General features: G+C 66.3%; 14 protein-coding genes. 5 read left to right on the top strand and 9 right to left on the bottom strand.

Annotated features, from left to right (window positions below; all coding sequences use genetic code 11):
• Positions 1 to 29 precede the first annotated feature (29 nt).
• Complete coding sequence (locus ACZ9BC_RS05115; protein ID WP_476245030.1) at positions 30 to 1481, top strand: SDR family NAD(P)-dependent oxidoreductase; 1452 nt, start codon at positions 30 to 32, stop codon at positions 1479 to 1481.
• A gap of 16 nt (positions 1482 to 1497) precedes the next feature.
• Positions 1498 to 1983, top strand: coding sequence for a pyridoxamine 5'-phosphate oxidase family protein (locus tag ACZ9BC_RS05110; RefSeq protein ID WP_476245029.1), 486 nt, complete (start codon positions 1498 to 1500; stop codon positions 1981 to 1983).
• Between the two features lie 19 nt (positions 1984 to 2002).
• Here ACZ9BC_RS05110 and ACZ9BC_RS05105 read toward each other — a convergent pair whose 3' ends face one another.
• Genes ACZ9BC_RS05105 through ACZ9BC_RS05095 form a run of 3 tightly spaced genes read right to left on the bottom strand, consistent with a single transcriptional unit; the run spans position 2003 to position 5394 of the window.
• Positions 2003 to 2854 carry a transglutaminase family protein gene (locus tag ACZ9BC_RS05105; protein ID WP_079596102.1) on the bottom strand — a complete coding sequence of 284 codons (852 nt, stop codon included), beginning with the start codon at positions 2852 to 2854 and terminating at the stop codon, positions 2003 to 2005.
• The gene (locus ACZ9BC_RS05100) at positions 2851 to 3777 is read right to left on the bottom strand and encodes an alpha-E domain-containing protein (protein WP_079596101.1); all 927 of its coding nucleotides are present in this window, start codon (positions 3775 to 3777) and stop codon (positions 2851 to 2853) included. The genes ACZ9BC_RS05105 and ACZ9BC_RS05100 overlap by 4 nt, the downstream gene beginning before the upstream one ends.
• Before the next feature lie 60 nt (positions 3778 to 3837).
• Complete coding sequence (locus ACZ9BC_RS05095; protein ID WP_079596100.1) at positions 3838 to 5394, bottom strand: circularly permuted type 2 ATP-grasp protein; 1557 nt, start codon at positions 5392 to 5394, stop codon at positions 3838 to 3840.
• Between the two features lie 113 nt (positions 5395 to 5507).
• Between ACZ9BC_RS05095 and ACZ9BC_RS05090 the strand changes: the two genes are divergently transcribed.
• Together ACZ9BC_RS05090 and pepN are read left to right on the top strand one after the other, a co-directional pair.
• A complete protein-coding gene (locus ACZ9BC_RS05090; protein WP_476245028.1) occupies positions 5508 to 6563 on the top strand; it encodes a YeiH family protein in 1056 nt (351 codons plus the stop codon).
• Between the two features lie 34 nt (positions 6564 to 6597).
• Positions 6598 to 9234: an aminopeptidase N gene (gene pepN, locus ACZ9BC_RS05085; RefSeq protein ID WP_476245027.1), complete on the top strand. Its 2637-nt coding sequence runs from the start codon at positions 6598 to 6600 to the stop codon at positions 9232 to 9234.
• Positions 9235 to 9244: 10 nt separating this feature from the next.
• Here the strand turns inward: pepN and ACZ9BC_RS05080 are convergent, their stop codons facing one another.
• The 3 genes from ACZ9BC_RS05080 to ACZ9BC_RS05070 form a co-directional block, all read right to left on the bottom strand.
• A complete protein-coding gene (locus ACZ9BC_RS05080; RefSeq protein WP_476245026.1) occupies positions 9245 to 10342 on the bottom strand; it encodes a lipoate--protein ligase family protein in 1098 nt (365 codons plus the stop codon).
• A gap of 97 nt (positions 10343 to 10439) precedes the next feature.
• On the bottom strand, positions 10440 to 10697 hold the full coding sequence (locus ACZ9BC_RS05075; protein WP_003802336.1) for a type B 50S ribosomal protein L31: 258 nt from the start codon (positions 10695 to 10697) through the stop codon (positions 10440 to 10442).
• Between the two features lie 145 nt (positions 10698 to 10842).
• Positions 10843 to 11577 (bottom strand): TetR/AcrR family transcriptional regulator, encoded by a 735-nt coding sequence (locus ACZ9BC_RS05070; protein WP_476245025.1) that lies wholly within the window; start codon positions 11575 to 11577, stop codon positions 10843 to 10845.
• A 113-nt stretch (positions 11578 to 11690) separates the two neighbouring features.
• Here ACZ9BC_RS05070 and ACZ9BC_RS05065 point away from each other — a divergent pair, with 113 nt between their 5' ends.
• The gene (locus ACZ9BC_RS05065) at positions 11691 to 12407 is read left to right on the top strand and encodes a DUF2306 domain-containing protein (protein ID WP_476245024.1); all 717 of its coding nucleotides are present in this window, start codon (positions 11691 to 11693) and stop codon (positions 12405 to 12407) included.
• Here the strand turns inward: ACZ9BC_RS05065 and ACZ9BC_RS05060 are convergent.
• From ACZ9BC_RS05060 to ACZ9BC_RS05050, 3 genes are read right to left on the bottom strand one after another with little or no spacing between them, the layout of a single operon-like run.
• A complete protein-coding gene (locus ACZ9BC_RS05060) occupies positions 12310 to 13161 on the bottom strand; it encodes a TrmH family RNA methyltransferase (RefSeq protein WP_079596094.1) in 852 nt (283 codons plus the stop codon). The genes ACZ9BC_RS05065 and ACZ9BC_RS05060 overlap by 98 nt on opposite strands.
• Before the next feature lie 7 nt (positions 13162 to 13168).
• The gene (locus ACZ9BC_RS05055) at positions 13169 to 13954 is read right to left on the bottom strand and encodes a sulfite exporter TauE/SafE family protein (RefSeq protein WP_476245023.1); all 786 of its coding nucleotides are present in this window, start codon (positions 13952 to 13954) and stop codon (positions 13169 to 13171) included.
• Between the two features lie 20 nt (positions 13955 to 13974).
• Positions 13975 to 14760, bottom strand: a complete 786-nt coding sequence (locus ACZ9BC_RS05050; protein WP_476245022.1) for an ABC transporter ATP-binding protein — start codon at positions 14758 to 14760, stop codon at positions 13975 to 13977.
• Positions 14761 to 14786: the final 26 nt, after the last annotated feature.

The following is a 14786-nucleotide window of genomic DNA, read 5'->3' as shown; positions in this document are numbered from 1 at the left end:
CGGGAGCTCCAGGCTGTAAAATTGGCCTAATGAGCTCCCCCGATCTGACGCCTGAGGAAATCCAGGCCTGCCTCAAGGTCCTGAATACGATCCACGCCTACGACGAGGAGCACCCGGACTACGTCTCGGTCCGGCGCGCCACCGGAAAAATGTTCAAGGCCGTCAAACGGCACCGGAGGGTCACCAAGCGCGACCTCATCGCCGAAGCCGACCGCTCCGTCCTGGCCCAGACCGCCACGGCCGCCCCGGACCGCATCGATGACGAAACGCGCGGCAACAAGCTGGCCCCCTCCGCCACCGGCAAGGTGGCCGGCCACCTCATCCGGTCCCGCCCCTGCTACATCTGCAAGCAGCACTACACCCAGGTGGACGCCTTCTACCACCAGCTCTGCCCGGAGTGCGCCGCCTTCAGCCACAGCAAACGCGACGCACGCACCGACCTCACCGGCCGCCGCGCCCTGCTCACGGGCGGCCGCGCCAAGATCGGCATGTACATTGCACTCCGGCTGCTCCGGGACGGCGCCCACACCACCATCACCACCCGGTTCCCGAAGGACGCTGCCCGTCGGTTCGCGGCCATGGAGGACAGCGGGGAATGGCTGCACCGGCTCCGCATTGTGGGCATCGACCTGCGCGATCCCGCCCAGGTCATGGCGCTGACAGATTCGCTCAACGAGGCCGGCCCGCTGGACATCATCATCAACAACGCAGCTCAGACGGTCCGCCGCTCCGGCAACGCCTACAAGCCCCTGGTTGATGCCGAGGACGAACCGCTTCCCGCCGCCCTTGAGCATGCCAATGGCGGTCCGGAGCTCCTGACGTTCGGCCACGCGCACGACAAGCACCCCCTGGCACTTGCGGGCAGCGTCACCGAACATCCGGTGCTCGCCGGTGACGCCATCACGTCGCTGGCCCTGTCCACCGGCTCCGCATCACTTGAGCGGATCGCGTCCGGGACGGCAATCGACGCCGGTGGCCTGGTCCCGGACCTGGCCACCATCAACAGCTGGACCCAGGTGGTGGACGAGGTGGATCCGCTGGAAATGCTTGAAGTCCAGCTCTGCAACGTCACGGCCCCGTTCCTGCTGGTAAGCCGCCTCCGGGAAGCCATGAAGCGTTCCACGGCACGCCGGAAGTACATCGTGAACGTCTCGGCCATGGAGGGCCAGTTCTCCCGTGCCTACAAGGGGCCGGGCCACCCGCACACCAACATGGCCAAAGCGGCGCTGAACATGATGACGCGGACCAGCGCCCAGGAGATGCGGGAGACCGACGGCATCCTGATGACCGCGGTGGACACGGGCTGGATCACCGACGAACGCCCGCACTTCACCAAGGTCCGGCTTATGGAGGAGGGCTTCCACGCGCCCCTCGACCTGGTGGACGGCGCCGCCCGCGTCTACGATCCCATCGTGATGGGTGAGAACGGCGAGGACCAGTACGGAGTGTTCCTCAAGGACTACAAGCCGAGCCCCTGGTAGGCGTAAGCTCGGCGCCATGAACCCCGAGCGCGCCTCCACTGACGAACCCTCATCCCCTGTCCAGAACCTCGAACACCACGAATGCTGGGCGGTGCTCCGGACCGTGTCCGTGGGACGGCTCGCCGTCCTGGTGGACGGGCGCCCGGACATCTTCCCCATCAACTACGCCTTGGACGGCGGCACCCTGGTGTTCCGCACCGGCGAAGGCACCAAGCTCTCCGGTGCATCCGGCGATGCGGCTGTGGCACTTGAAGCTGACGGCGTCGATTCCGCCACCGGCCTGGCCTGGAGCGTGGTGGTCAAGGGCACGGGCAGGGTGGTCACCGGGACGGACGAAGTCCTGGACACCTCGCAGCTGTACTTGTTTCCCTGGCAGGCCGGCCGGAAGGACGCCTTCGTGCGGATCACCCCGGACTCCGTGACCGGGCGCCGCTTCAAGGTAACCGAGCCGCTGACCTGGTGGACCCAGCTCAGTGGCTCGGTGAAGACCGCGCCGGAATAGGCGGGCCGGAACCAGGGGTTCAGGCGAGCTGGGTGATCTCTACGCTGACGCTCAGGGCGGACCCGCCGCCACCGGACAGGATGCCCTTCAGCGGCGGCACGTCGCGATAGTCCCGGCCCCTGGCCACGGTGACGTGGAAGTCGCCCGCGGGCTTGTGGTTGGTGGGGTCCCAGCTCCGCCAGTCACCGTCCCACCACTCGAGCCAGGCATGGGACTGCCCCGCCACGGTCTCGCCGATCCCGGCGCTGGAGCGCGGGTGCAGGTAACCGGAGACATAACGGGCAGGAATGCCGCAGCTGCGCAGCGCTCCGATGGCCAGGTGGGCCAGGTCCTGGCACACGCCCTGGCGCTGGCCCCACGCCTCTTCCGCATTGGTGGTGACGGCAGTTGAACCGGACATGTAGGTCATCTCGCCGCGCATCCAAGAGAACACGGCCAACGCGGCCTCGTGCGGGTTCTTGCCGGCCACCACCTTGGGAATGATGCCCAGGACTTCGTCCCCGGGGCCGCTGAGCCGGGACTGGGGCAACCAGTCGCTGAACGTGTTCAGGGTCTCCGGCGAGGCGAGGACGTCCCAGCCCACAATGTCGGATTCGGACGGAATCTTCTCCGCCCGGTGCACCTCCACCGTGATGTTGGACACCACCTCGAGGTGCTCGTGCGGCATCTGCATGTCGAACGCCGTGACCCTTGTGCCCCAGTAGTCACGGTAGGTGCTCACCGCCGCCTGCGATGGCGAGACCTTCACGACGGACTCGAGGACTACCTGCTGGGAATCGGTCAGCGGGGTCATCCGGGCCTCGTTGTAGGACAGGGTGACACGCTTGTTGTATTTGTACGCCGTCTTGTGCACGATGCTCAGCCGGGTCATGAAACTTCTCCCACCCAGGCCAGTTCGTCCGCCTGATTGAAGTACTTACGGGAAATGGCGTCCGAGGCCTGGGATACGGCCTTCTGGACCCGTTCCATGTGTTCGGGCAGCTCGGACATGAGGTCGTCAGTGCGGTGGAACTCAAGGAAGGTCCTGGCCTGGCCCACGATCCGGCGCGCATCATTGATGAAGCCCACCCGCTGGGCGGAGGGGTCCAGCTTGGCGAGGCATTCGTCGGCATCGCGCAGGGCGTAGACGATGGACCGCGGAAAGAGGCGGTCCAGCAGCAGGAACTCCGCGGCGTGCTGGTCGCCGAAGGCGGCCCGTCGGGTGCGCAGGAAGGACTCGTAGGCGCCGGCGCAGCGGAGCATGTTGACCCAGGACATGCCTGCGGACAGGACGTCCCGGGTGGAGAGCATGCGTGCAGTCATGTCCGCCCGTTCCAGGGAGCGGCCCAGCACCAGGAAGAGCCAGCTCTCGTCGTGGCTGACCGTGGTGTCCGCAAGCCCGCTCACCATGGCGGTCCGTTCGAGCGTCCAGTTGCAGAAGCGGTAGGTTCCCACCACATCCTTGCGGTGCTGGCTCAGCCCGTAGTACGTGGTGTTGAGGCTCTCCCACAGGCCGGAGGAAACCGTCTCGCGGGCACGCCGGGCGTTCTCGCGGGCCGCGCCCAGGGAACCGGCGATCGACGTGGCACTGGTCTTGTCATAAGCCAGGGCGTGCAGCAGTTCCGGCAGGCCGAAGTCCTCGCTTTGCGGCCGGGCGCCCATGACGGCAAGGAGCTCCTTGGCCACGCTCTTGCGTTCGTCCATGGGCAGGTGGTTCAGCCGCTCCAGGTGCACATCAAGGATGCGGGCGGTGCCATCGGCCCGCTCCACATAACGGCCGATCCAGAAAAGGGATTCGGCTATACGGCTAAGCATTCTCGGCTACCTCCTGCGGGCCCGAAACGGGAAAAGACATCTGCCGGATCACGGTCCGGGTCACTGCTGCTGCTCCGACTGGCGGTCCCGCCAGTTGCTTTCCACAGGCCAGACAGACACGCGCTCACGCACGGAAATTGAGGGCCGGGGAACGGTTTCCACCGGCACCTGCGGCGAGTCGGCGAGCACCCAGGTGTCCTTGGACCCGCCGCCCTGGCTGGAGTTCACAATCAGGGAGCCTTCCTTCAGCGCCACCCGCGTCAGTCCGCCGGGCAGCACCCAGACGTTGTCGCCGTCGTTCACTGCGAAGGGACGCAGGTCAACGTGGCGGGGGCCGAACTTGTCACCACTCAGGGTGGGAACCGTGGAAAGCTGCAGGACGGGCTGGGCGATCCAGCCGCGCGGGTCACCGATGATCCGCTGCCGGAGCGCGTCCAGTTCGTCGTTGGAGGCGTCGGGGCCGATGACCAGTCCCTTGCCGCCGGAACCGTCCACCGGCTTGACCACGAGTTCGGCGAGGTTGTCCAGGGTGTACTCCCGGGCTTCCTTCTCTTCGAGGCGGAACGTGTCAACGTTCGCGATGATGGGCTCCTCGCTGAGGTAGTAGCGGATCAGGTCAGGAACGTAACTGTAAACCAGTTTGTCATCCGCGACGCCGTTGCCCACGGCGTTAGCGATGGTGACGCCGCCGGCGCGTGCGGCGTTGACCAGCCCGGGGCAGCCCAGCATGGAGTCGGCCCGGAACTGCAGCGGATCGAGGAAGTCGTCGTCGATCCGCTTGTAGATGACGTCCACGCGCTGCTCACCGGCCGTGGTGCGCATGTACACCCGGTTTCCGCGGCAGATGAGGTCCCTGCCCTCCACCAGTTCAACGCCCATCAGGCCTGCCAGCAGCGTGTGCTCGAAGTAGGCGCTGTTGAAGACGCCGGGGGTCAGGACGACGACGGTGGGATCGTCCACACCGGCAGGCGCGGTCTTCCGCAGGGCCGAGAGCAGCCGGCGTGGGTATTCCTCCACGGGCCGGATGAGCTGCTGTCCGAAGGCTTCGGGAAGGCCCTTGGCCATGGCCCGCCGGTTCTCCAGCACGTAGCTGACGCCCGAGGGAACGCGGACGTTGTCCTCCAGGACACGGAACGTTCCCGCAGCATCCCGCACCACGTCGATGCCGGAGATGTGCACGCGGACGCCGCCGGCGGGTTCAAAACCGTGGACCTGCCTGTGAAAGTGTGCGCTGGTGGTTACCAGCTGCCGGGGAATCACGCCGTCGGACACCACGGTCATCTTGTCGTACACGTCGTTCAGGAACGCTTCCAGCGCCCGCACCCGCTGGGCGACGCCCCGTTCCAGGACATCCCATTCCGCGGCAGGAATAACACGGGGGACGATATCCAGCGGGAAGGGCCGCTCCTCGCCGGCAAAGTCGAAGGTCACACCGCGGTCCAGGAACGTGCGCGCCATCGAATCGGCCCGGGCACTGACATCGGCCAGGGAAAGCTTGCGAAGGGCGTCCGCCACCTGCCCGTAGGAGTCCCTGGCTTGCTGCCCGGGGGCGAACATCTCATCGTAGGCTCCGGTCCGGCCGGCGGCCTCGGAGTATTCCTGAAAAAGGTCTGACATGCCCAATAGCCAACCATCTTTTTGTTTCGAATTCATTACTGCCGTCCCTTCTGGCGTGTTGGCGCAGTGGCACGGGTTCGTGCATTCCGGGCCTTTTCCGGCACAGTAGGTGAGTGCCAGTCAGCAGAAGCCTCCCAGTGCCGGGTCCGGGCAACCCCCGCCGCGCTGACAGGCTGCTTCCCGGACTGGCCACAGCAGCCGCCGCATTGGTGGCCGCCTTCCTTGTGCATTGGCTGGTGCCGGTCCTGCCCGCCATGACGTTGGCCGTGGTGCTGGGAGTCCTGGCGGCCAACCTGCCGGCAGCCGGCGTGTGGACCGCGGGCCGGGCACGGCCCGGCCTGGATTTTGCCGGTAAGCACCTGATGCGCGGCGGGATTGTCCTGCTCGGCCTGAAGGTCAGCATCATGGACGTCCTCGGGCTGGGCTGGCTGGCCCTGGCACTGATTGTAGGGGTTGTGGCTGCCAGCTTTGGCGGGACCTACCTGATTTCCAGGCTCTTCCGGCTTCCCCCGGTCACGTCCCTCCTGGTGGCCACCGGATTCTCGATCTGCGGAGCCTCCGCCATCGGCGCCATGGCGGCCGTGCGGCGGATGCGCCACGTGGACACGGTCCTGCCTGTGGCGCTGGTGACGCTCTGCGGAACCCTTGCCATCGGCGTCCTGCCGCTGTTCGTCCACCCGCTGCAGCTCACAGCCCCGGTCTTCGGCGCCTGGATCGGCGCGTCCGTGCACGACGTCGGCCAGGTGGTGGCCACCGCGCAAACCGCGGGGACGGCGGCACTGGGCATCGCCGTCGTGGTCAAGCTCACCCGGGTGCTCCTGCTGGCGCCTGTGGCTGCCCTGGCCGGAACCCACCAGCGCCTCACCGTCCGGACGGACGCGGACACGGACGGCGGGCATACGAAACTTCCGCCGGTGGTGCCCCTGTTCGTCCTGGGATTCGTGGCGATGGTTGGGCTTCGGTCCACGGGCTGGCTGGCGGAGGACTGGCTCGAGGCGGGGGCCGCGTTGCAGGACGTCCTGCTCGGCGCCGCGCTGTTCGGGTTGGGTTCCGCGGTGCGCATCCGGACGCTCCTGCTGACCGGCGGGCGTGCACTGCTGGCCGCGCTGGCGTCCTGGCTGCTGATCGCCGTGCTGGGCCTGGCGGCAGCCCTGCTGATTGCTGCCTGACACCCGGGCACCCAGCCCGTGATTAGATAGCCCGGTGTCAAATGAGAATCTGCGCCGCGATGAAGCCGCTGAACGTTCTGCCCTGATCAGCACCGCCAGCTACGACGTGTCGCTGGACGTGCGGCAGGCGGCTGACCCGGACGTTGCCGGCTACACCAGCCGCAGCGTCATCACCTTCACCGCCGCGGAGCCCGGTTCTTCAACCTTCCTGGACTTTATTGGCAGCGGCGTCCACAGCGTGATCCTCAACGGCAGGGCGCTGCAGGTGGAGGACGTGGTGGATTGCGCCCGCATCCGGCTGGACAACCTGCAGCCGCAGAACCAGGTCACCGTCACCGGAACCGCCCTGTACAGCCGGTCCGGCGAGGGCATGCACCGGTTCGTGGACCCGGCAGACGGGCAGTGCTACTTGTACACGCAGTACGAGCCGGCCGACGCCCGCCGCGTTTTCGCCAACTTTGAGCAGCCGGACCTCAAGGCAGCCTTCACCTTCCACGTCATGGCGCCGGCCGGGTGGCAGGTCGCCTCCAACGGCGTGGAAACCGCCCGGACGCTCCTCACGAGCGACCCGGCCACCGCACGCTGGGACTTTGCCGCGACTGAGCCGATGTCCACGTACATCACAACAGTGCTGGCCGGCCCGTACTTCAAGGCCGTGGACCGCTGGCAGGCAACGCTCGACGACGGGACCTCCCTGGACATCCCGCTGGCCCTCTACTGCCGGGCGTCCATGGCGGAATCCTTCGACGCGGAACAGCTGTTCACGCTGACCAAAAACGGCCTGGACTTCTTTAACCGGCTGTTCGCCTACCCCTACCCCTGGGGCAAGTACGACCAGGCCTTCGTCCCCGAATACAACCTCGGCGCCATGGAGAACCCCGGCCTGGTGACGTTCACGGACAGCTACGTCTTCACGTCCCGTGCCACCGACGCCCAGTACCAGGGCCGCGCCAACACGCTCATGCACGAGATGGCACACATGTGGTTCGGGGACCTGGTAACCATGCAGTGGTGGGATGACCTCTGGCTCAAGGAGTCCTTCGCCGACTTTATGGGCACGCTGGGCGTGGACAAGGCCACTGACTGGGATTCCGCCTGGGTCAGCTTCGCCAACAAGCGCAAGGCCTGGGCCTACCTCCAGGATCAACTGCCCACCACGCATCCCATCGTCGCGGACATCCCGGACCTCGAGGCCGCCAAACAGAACTTCGACGGCATCACCTACGCCAAGGGCGCCTCGGTACTGAAGCAACTGGTGGCCTACGTCGGCTTTGACGCGTTCATCGCCGGCTCCCGCGAGTACTTCCGCAAGCACGCCTACTCCAACACCACTTTGGCGGACCTCCTGGAATCCCTCAGTGCCACCTCCGGGCGGGACCTCACCGGCTGGGCGCAGCAATGGCTGCAGACGTCAGGGATTTCCACCCTTTCGCTGGACATCCCCGAAGGCCAGGGGAACGACGACGGCGTCCTGGGCGACGTGCGCATCGTCCAGGACGCCACGGATCCGGTCACGGGACGTAACGAGCCGCGGCCGCATCGGCTCCGGGTGGGGCTGTACGACGTCGACAACGACGGGGCGCTGGTCCGCACGGGGAGCGTGGAAACCGACGTCAGCGGCGCCTTCACCGCTGTGCCGGAGCTGTCAGGAATTCCACGTCCCGCACTGATGCTCCTCAATGACGACGACCTGACGTACGCCAAGGTCCGGCTGGACCCGGTGTCCCTGGCAACCGTCCTGGCATCGCTGGACAGGATCTCCGATCCGATGGCCCGCGCCCTGTGCTGGACTGCGCTCTGGAACTCCGCAAGGGACGGCGAAAGCCCGGCGGCACGGTATGTGGACGCGGTGGCTGCGTTTGGACCGGCGGAAACCGGCATCGGCGTCCTGCTGAACATCCTCGAAAACGCCAGCACCGCCGTCGAACGCTACACACCGGCACCCGGACGGGAAGCCGTCCGGACCTCCTTCCTGGCAACCGTGGCGGCGGAACTGGACCGGGCCGTGGCGGGTTCCGACCACCAGCTCGCCTGGGCCCGGACCCTCGGCACACTCAGCAGGCACGACGGAACCCTGATGCCCCGGCTCAACGGCCTCCTGGACGGCTCAGCCCCGGTGAAGGGGTTGGCGGTGGACGCCGAACTGCGCTGGCACTTCTGGCATGCACTCGCGGCCAACGGCCAGGCGACGGTAGCGGAACTCGACGCCGAGCTGGCACGGGACACCACGGCGTCGGGACGGGCGGGGCACGCCACGGCGCTCGCTGCCCGCCCGGAGCCCGGTGTCAAGGCCGCGGCGTGGAAGGAGGCTGTCCACGGTGACACGCTCTCCAACCAGTTGCTCAGCGCGACGATCAGCGGTTTCACCACGGCACCCTCTGCGCTGCTTGAGCCGTACGTGGAACCTTATTTTGAGTGCCTGCTGGACGTCTGGGAGGACCGCAGCATCGAAATCGCCAGCCGGATTGTCCGCGGCCTGTTCCCTCTGCACCAGGACCTGGCGGAAGGGATGGAGCCTGCGGGGCATCAGGTGCTCCGCAGGACCGACGAGTGGCTGGCGGCCCATATCGATGCTCCGCGGGCACTGCGCCGCATCATCGTGGAGCAGCGGAGCCACCTGCTGCGGGCACTCACGGCGCAGGCCGCCGTCGTTGGTTCACCTGCTCCCTGACTTGGGGCACTCAGGGAACCCGGTGGAGCCACTCCTCCGTGCCGAACTTGGCGGCCACCCTGTCGCGGGCTGCGGCCAGCTCCGCCTCGGACAGCTCTGACGGGGTGGCGCCGTACCGTTCGGCAAACACGTCCATCATTGCGGCGATGATGGCGGTCCGCGCCAGCCCGGTCTGCCGGCGCAGCGGATCCACGCGCTTCTTGGCACTGCGGGTCCCCTTGTCGGACAGCTTCTCCTTGCCGATGCGCAGGACCTCCACCATCTTGTCCGCGTCGATGTCATAGCTCATGGTGACGTGGTGCAGCATTCCGCCGTTGGCGAGCCGCTTCTGCGCGGCCCCCCCGATCTTTCCCTGGTCCGTGGCGATGTCATTCAGCGGCACATAGAACGCCGTAATGCCGAGCTTCTCCAGGGCGGCCATGACCCAGGCGTCCAGGAACGGGTAGGAATCCGCGAAGCTGATGCCGTCCACCAGCGTCTGGGGCAGGTACAGCGAGTAGGTGATGCAGTTGCCGGCCTCCATGAACATCGCTCCCCCGCCGCTGATGCGGCGGAAAACCTTGATGCCGTGCTTCGCCACGCCGTCGGGATCCACCTCATTGCGGAAGGACTGGAAGCTGCCGATCACCACGGAGGGCTCCTCCCAGTCCCAGAACCTCAGGGTGGGATTGCGCCGGCCTGCACCCACCTCCTCGGTGAGGACCTCGTCCAGGGCAACGTTGATTTCTGTAGGCAGGACGGTGGGTCCCATGATGTTCCAGTGGTGGTCGGCCCACGAGGTGGCCTTGGCCAAGGCACGCCGGACAGTAATCGCCACGGCGTCTGCCGAAAAGCCGAATAAGGCGGCATCAGCCGGAAGCGCGGCAGTCACGGCCTCGGCAAGCTCTGCGGCGGGCGTCGCTTCCGGCAGGCCGGTGAGGGCCCGGTTGATGTCCAGGAGGGCCTCGTCGGGTTCCAGGAAGAAGTCCCCGCTGATCGAGACGTCCGTCAGTGATCCATTCGCGACGGCGAGGTCTGCCACCACCAGTTTCCCGCCCGGCACCTTGTATTCGCCGTGCAGGCGTTCGGTTGCGGCAGGGTGGGTTTCAGGAAGCGGAGGGTGCGTCATGCCATCCATCCTGCCCCAGAAGGCGCGAGGCCGTTAACGCGAAAAGCCCGCACCGTTGCCGGTGCGGGCTTTCGTCATGAAGCTTGGGCGAAGTGGATTACTTCTTGCCGCCGAAGCCCTTGAAGCGAGCGTTGAAGCGCTCGACGCGGCCTGCGGAGTCCATGATGCGCTGCTTGCCCGTGTAGAACGGGTGGGACTCGGAGGAGATTTCGACGTCGATGACCGGGTAGGTGTTGCCGTCTTCCCACTCGATGGTCTTCGAGGAAGACACGGTGGAGCGGGTCAGGAACTTCGTGCCGGAGGCCAGGTCGTTGAAAACAACAGCTTCGTACTTCGGGTGGATATCAGACTTCATAATGGGACCTTTGTTCAACGCAACTGGATTTTGCCAGTTGCCAGGTATGAATGGGATGGCTGGGGCTGCTGCAGCCGAAGCTGAAAAAGCAGGACAACCAGCTATCAATCATAGCGGACGCCGGCGGGCCTGACGAACCGCGCCGCTACTCCCCGGGCGGGGCGGAGCGCGGGGATGTCCAGCCTTGGGCGTGAAGCTGCTCAATGCCGTCCAGCAGCAGGTCAAGGGCGAATTCGAATTCAAACTGGTCGTCGCAGCCGTGGGCAACCACGGTGCCTCCATCATGGGCTGCGGGCGCCGCGACGGCAGCAATATTCGGGTACAGCCTGGCCATCTGCTGAAACATGGTCAGCTGCATGTCGGGCGGGACGTCGGCGGCTCGTTCCGCTGCCGCGGGTTCGTCAAACAATTCCTGCGTGAAGCCCCACATGCGCCCGCCCAGTGCGTGCAATGCGTGGTGGGTCAGGTCCGCAGACAACCCGCCGGCCAGGAATATCCCGGTGAACGAGTCCATGTAACCGAGGACGGCGGGGGTCTTCGATGTCCTGGTTTCGATGACGCGGCGGGCCCAGGGGTGCCGGCGGAGCGTCGTCCTCGACGAGAGCACGCGCACCCGGACGGCCTCCTTCCACGGAAGGCCCGGCGGAGGAGGTGCGATCTCTCCAATGATGGCGTCCACCATGCCGTCCAGCAGTTCTTCCTTGTTCGCCACATGCTTGTAAAGGGCCATCGGCACCACACCCAGCTCCCCGGCGAGCCTGCGCATGCTCAATGAATCCACCCCGGCCTGGTCGGCCAGCAGGAGCGCAGCGCGAAGCACCCGCTGCCTGCTAAGCGGACCCCTGGTTACCCCTGCAGGCCGTTCGCTGAGGTCTGTCATATCTTCCCGCCCGTGATAGCCATTGACAGGTGTACAGAGTACACCTAGATTGAGTCGCGGAAGGGGTGTACACCGTACACCTTAACGCGGCAGCTGCGGAAAGAAGACGAGCCATGGCCACTCAATCGATAGTTACTCAGGCGCCGGCCCGGCGCAGGCAGGCAGGTTGGCTGGTACCGGCAGGGCTCATCTTTGTCAGCCTCATCCCCGTCATTTTCGGTTCCCTGCGCATGGCCGAGTTGACCGGGGGCGCTCCCGTTACGCCGGCCAATGCGCGGTTCTTCGCCTCGCCCATACCCGTGATGGTGCACATACCCGCTGCCATTCTCTACAGCTTGCTGGGGGCGTTCCAGTTTGTCCCCGGCCTGCGCAGGGGACGCTCCGGCCGTACCGCCTGGCACCGGGCAGCCGGCGTTGTCCTGATACCCGCCGGCCTCCTGGTGGCCCTGTCCGGCCTGTGGATGGCCGCCTTCTACGATCTTCCACAGGGGGACGGCCCCGCACTTTTCATCCTGCGCCTGATCTTCGGAACCGCCATGCTTGCCAACATCATCCTGGGGGTGAGGGCCCTTTCCAGGCGCAGGTATCAGCACCACGGGGCGTGGATGACCCGCGCCTACGCCATCGGGATCGCAGCCGGGACCCAGGCTCTCGTATCGATCCCGTGGATGGTGCTCGCAGGCCAGCCCGGCGAGGCAGGGCGGGCACTGCTCATGGGTGCCGGGTGGGTCATCAACGTGGCTGTGGCAGAGTATGCAATTCGGCGGCGGAGGCTTGGGGCCGCGCCCGCAGCTCCCAGAAGGCCACAGCAGATGCGGCAGCAACGTTGAGCGAATCCACGCCATTGCGCATGGGGATCTTGACGGCGAGGTCGACGGCGGCAAGTGTTTCGGCGCTCATGCCGGCACCTTCCGTGCCGAGCACCAGCGCCAGCTTGTCCGGGTTCCGGGCGGCCACCACATCCACGTCCTGGGCGTCCGCCGTCAGCTCCAGGGCGGCGACGGTGAAGCCGTGGTCCTTGAGCACCTGGAGGTCTGCCGGCCAGCTTTCGAGGCGTGCCCAGGGGACCTGGAAGACGGTGCCCATGCTGACCCGGACGCTGCGGCGGTACAAGGGGTCCCCGCAGCGGGGCGAGACCAGGACGGCGTCGATGTCCAGGGCGGCGGCGGACCGGAAGATGGCGCCCACGTTGGTGTGGTCCACGATGTCTTCCAGGACTGCCACCCGGCGCGCGCCCGCCAGCAGTTCGGGCAGCGGCACGGGGGCGGGGCGGTGCATGGCGGCCATGGCCCCGCGGTGCAGGTGGAAGCCGGTGATTTCCTCGAGCAGGGCTGCCTTCCCGATGAAAACCGGAACGTCGGGGTATGCCTGGAAGACGTCGTCGAGGTCTGCGAGCCACTTCTCGGCCAGGAAGAACGACCGCGGCTGGTGCCCGGCCGCCAGGGCACGGCGCAGCACACGGGATGATTCGGCGATGTACATGCCTTCACGTGGTTCCCGGAGCTTCCGCAGGTGCACATCGGTCAGTGTGGTGTAGTCGCCCACCCGGGGATCATCGGCGGACTCTAGATAGTGGAACGTCACCGGGTGATTATTTCAGCAGGTTGGCGACCATCACGCCCAGGGCCACGATGCCAAGGGTGAAGATGACGGCCCGCAGGACCTGCGGGGAGAGCCTGCGCCCCACCTTTGAGCCAACCAGGCCACCGATCGTAGAACTGATAGCGATCAGCAGGACCACGAGCCAGTTGATCCGGTCGAAGGCGAAGATCAGGTAGGACACCGCCGCCACCATGTTGACGCCGAGCACCAGGATGTTTTTCATGGCGTTGGCATGCTGCATGGTCCCGGTCAGGAACACGCCCAGGATGCCCACCAGCAGGATGCCTTGGGCTGCCACGAAATAGCCCCCGTACACCCCGGCGAGGTACACCAGCACCACAAGGAGCACGCCGTGGCTGCGGTCCCGGATGGCATGCTCCGGGTTCTCCTCACGGCTCCGCACCCATGCCTGGAGTTTGGGCTGGAAGACCACCATCAGCAGGGCAAGCACCAGCAGGACGGGTGCCACATAATGGAAGACCTGCTCGGGCAGGTGCAGCAGCAGGTAGGCGCCGGTGATTCCGCCCAGCAGCGAGGCCGGCAGCAGCTTCATCAGTTGGCGGCCCCGGCCTGCCAACTCGCGCCGGTAACCCCAGGCTCCGGCCGCCGTGCCGGCCACCAGCCCCATGGCGTTGCTCATGGAGGCCACAACCGGCGTGACGCCCAGGGCGATGAGCACGGGAAAGGTCACCAGCGTGCCGGAGCCGACCACGGCGTTGATGGTGCCGGCCCACAGGCCCGCGAAAAAGACCAGGATGCTGCTAAAGAACTCCACTGCTGGCGGTGAACCCTGCCTTAGCGGCGGGCGGTGGCGGAGTAACGGCCGGAGTTTTCCGTCACATCCAGCGCGAGGCCGAAAGTGGCGCTGAGGTGCTCATCGGTGAGGACTTCGGTGATGGGTCCTGCGGCCACCACGCCGCCGTCGCGCAACAGCATGGCGTGGGTGAAGCCCGGCGGAACTTCCTCAAGGTGGTGGGTTACCAGGACCATGGCCGGCGCCGCCTCGTCACTGGCCAATTCGCCCAGCTTGTGGACCAGTTCTTCGCGGCCGCCCAGGTCAAGGCCGGCAGCGGGCTCATCCAGCAGCAGCAGTTCGGGGTCCGTCATGAGGGCACGGGCGATCTGGACACGCTTTCGCTCCCCCTCGGACAAGGTGGCAAAGGTCCTGTTCAGCAGAGGACCCATCCCCCAGGCGTTCAGGAGACGGAAGGCGCGGCGCTCGTCGTCGCGCTCGTAGCCTTCCCGCCAGCGCCCAGTGACGCCGTAGGCGGCGGTGACAACGACGTTGAGGACATTCTCATGCTCAGGGATCTGGGTGGCGAGGGCTGCCGATGAAAGGCCGATGCGCGGGCGGAGTTCAAAGACGTCCACGCGGCCCAGGGTTTCGTCAAGGATGCCGGCCGTCCCGCTGCTCGGGTGGAGGCGTGCTGCTGCGATCTGGAGGAGAGTGGTTTTGCCGGCTCCGTTGGGGCCGAGGATGACCCAGCGTTCGCCTTCATTGACCTGCCAGTCAACCTTGTCCAACAGGGTCTTTTTGCCGCGGACAACACTGACGGCATCCAATTCCAGAACATCACTCATAGGAGTAGACACTAGGACAAAAAACA

The sequence above is a fragment of the Pseudarthrobacter sp. TE3704 genome, from assembly GCF_056279405.1.
Note: the sequence above shows the minus strand (reverse complement) of the source record. Positions and strands in the feature narration are given on the sequence as shown.

What these genes read in the sequence shown, in the direction of transcription:
- ACZ9BC_RS05115 (WP_476245030.1), top strand. Translation starts at nt 30, where the DNA reads ATGAGCTCCCCCGATCTGACGCCTGAGGAAATCCAGGCCTGCCTCAAG.
- ACZ9BC_RS05110 (WP_476245029.1), top strand. Translation starts at nt 1,498, where the DNA reads ATGAACCCCGAGCGCGCCTCCACTGACGAACCCTCATCCCCTGTCCAG.
- ACZ9BC_RS05105 (WP_079596102.1), bottom strand. Translation starts at nt 2,854, where the DNA reads ATGACCCGGCTGAGCATCGTGCACAAGACGGCGTACAAATACAACAAG.
- ACZ9BC_RS05100 (WP_079596101.1), bottom strand. Translation starts at nt 3,777, where the DNA reads ATGCTTAGCCGTATAGCCGAATCCCTTTTCTGGATCGGCCGTTATGTG.
- ACZ9BC_RS05095 (WP_079596100.1), bottom strand. Translation starts at nt 5,394, where the DNA reads ATGTCAGACCTTTTTCAGGAATACTCCGAGGCCGCCGGCCGGACCGGA.
- ACZ9BC_RS05080 (WP_476245026.1), bottom strand. Translation starts at nt 10,342, where the DNA reads ATGACGCACCCTCCGCTTCCTGAAACCCACCCTGCCGCAACCGAACGC.
- ACZ9BC_RS05075 (WP_003802336.1), bottom strand. Translation starts at nt 10,697, where the DNA reads ATGAAGTCTGATATCCACCCGAAGTACGAAGCTGTTGTTTTCAACGAC.
- ACZ9BC_RS05070 (WP_476245025.1), bottom strand. Translation starts at nt 11,577, where the DNA reads ATGACAGACCTCAGCGAACGGCCTGCAGGGGTAACCAGGGGTCCGCTT.
- ACZ9BC_RS05065 (WP_476245024.1), top strand. Translation starts at nt 11,691, where the DNA reads ATGGCCACTCAATCGATAGTTACTCAGGCGCCGGCCCGGCGCAGGCAG.
- ACZ9BC_RS05050 (WP_476245022.1), bottom strand. Translation starts at nt 14,760, where the DNA reads ATGAGTGATGTTCTGGAATTGGATGCCGTCAGTGTTGTCCGCGGCAAA.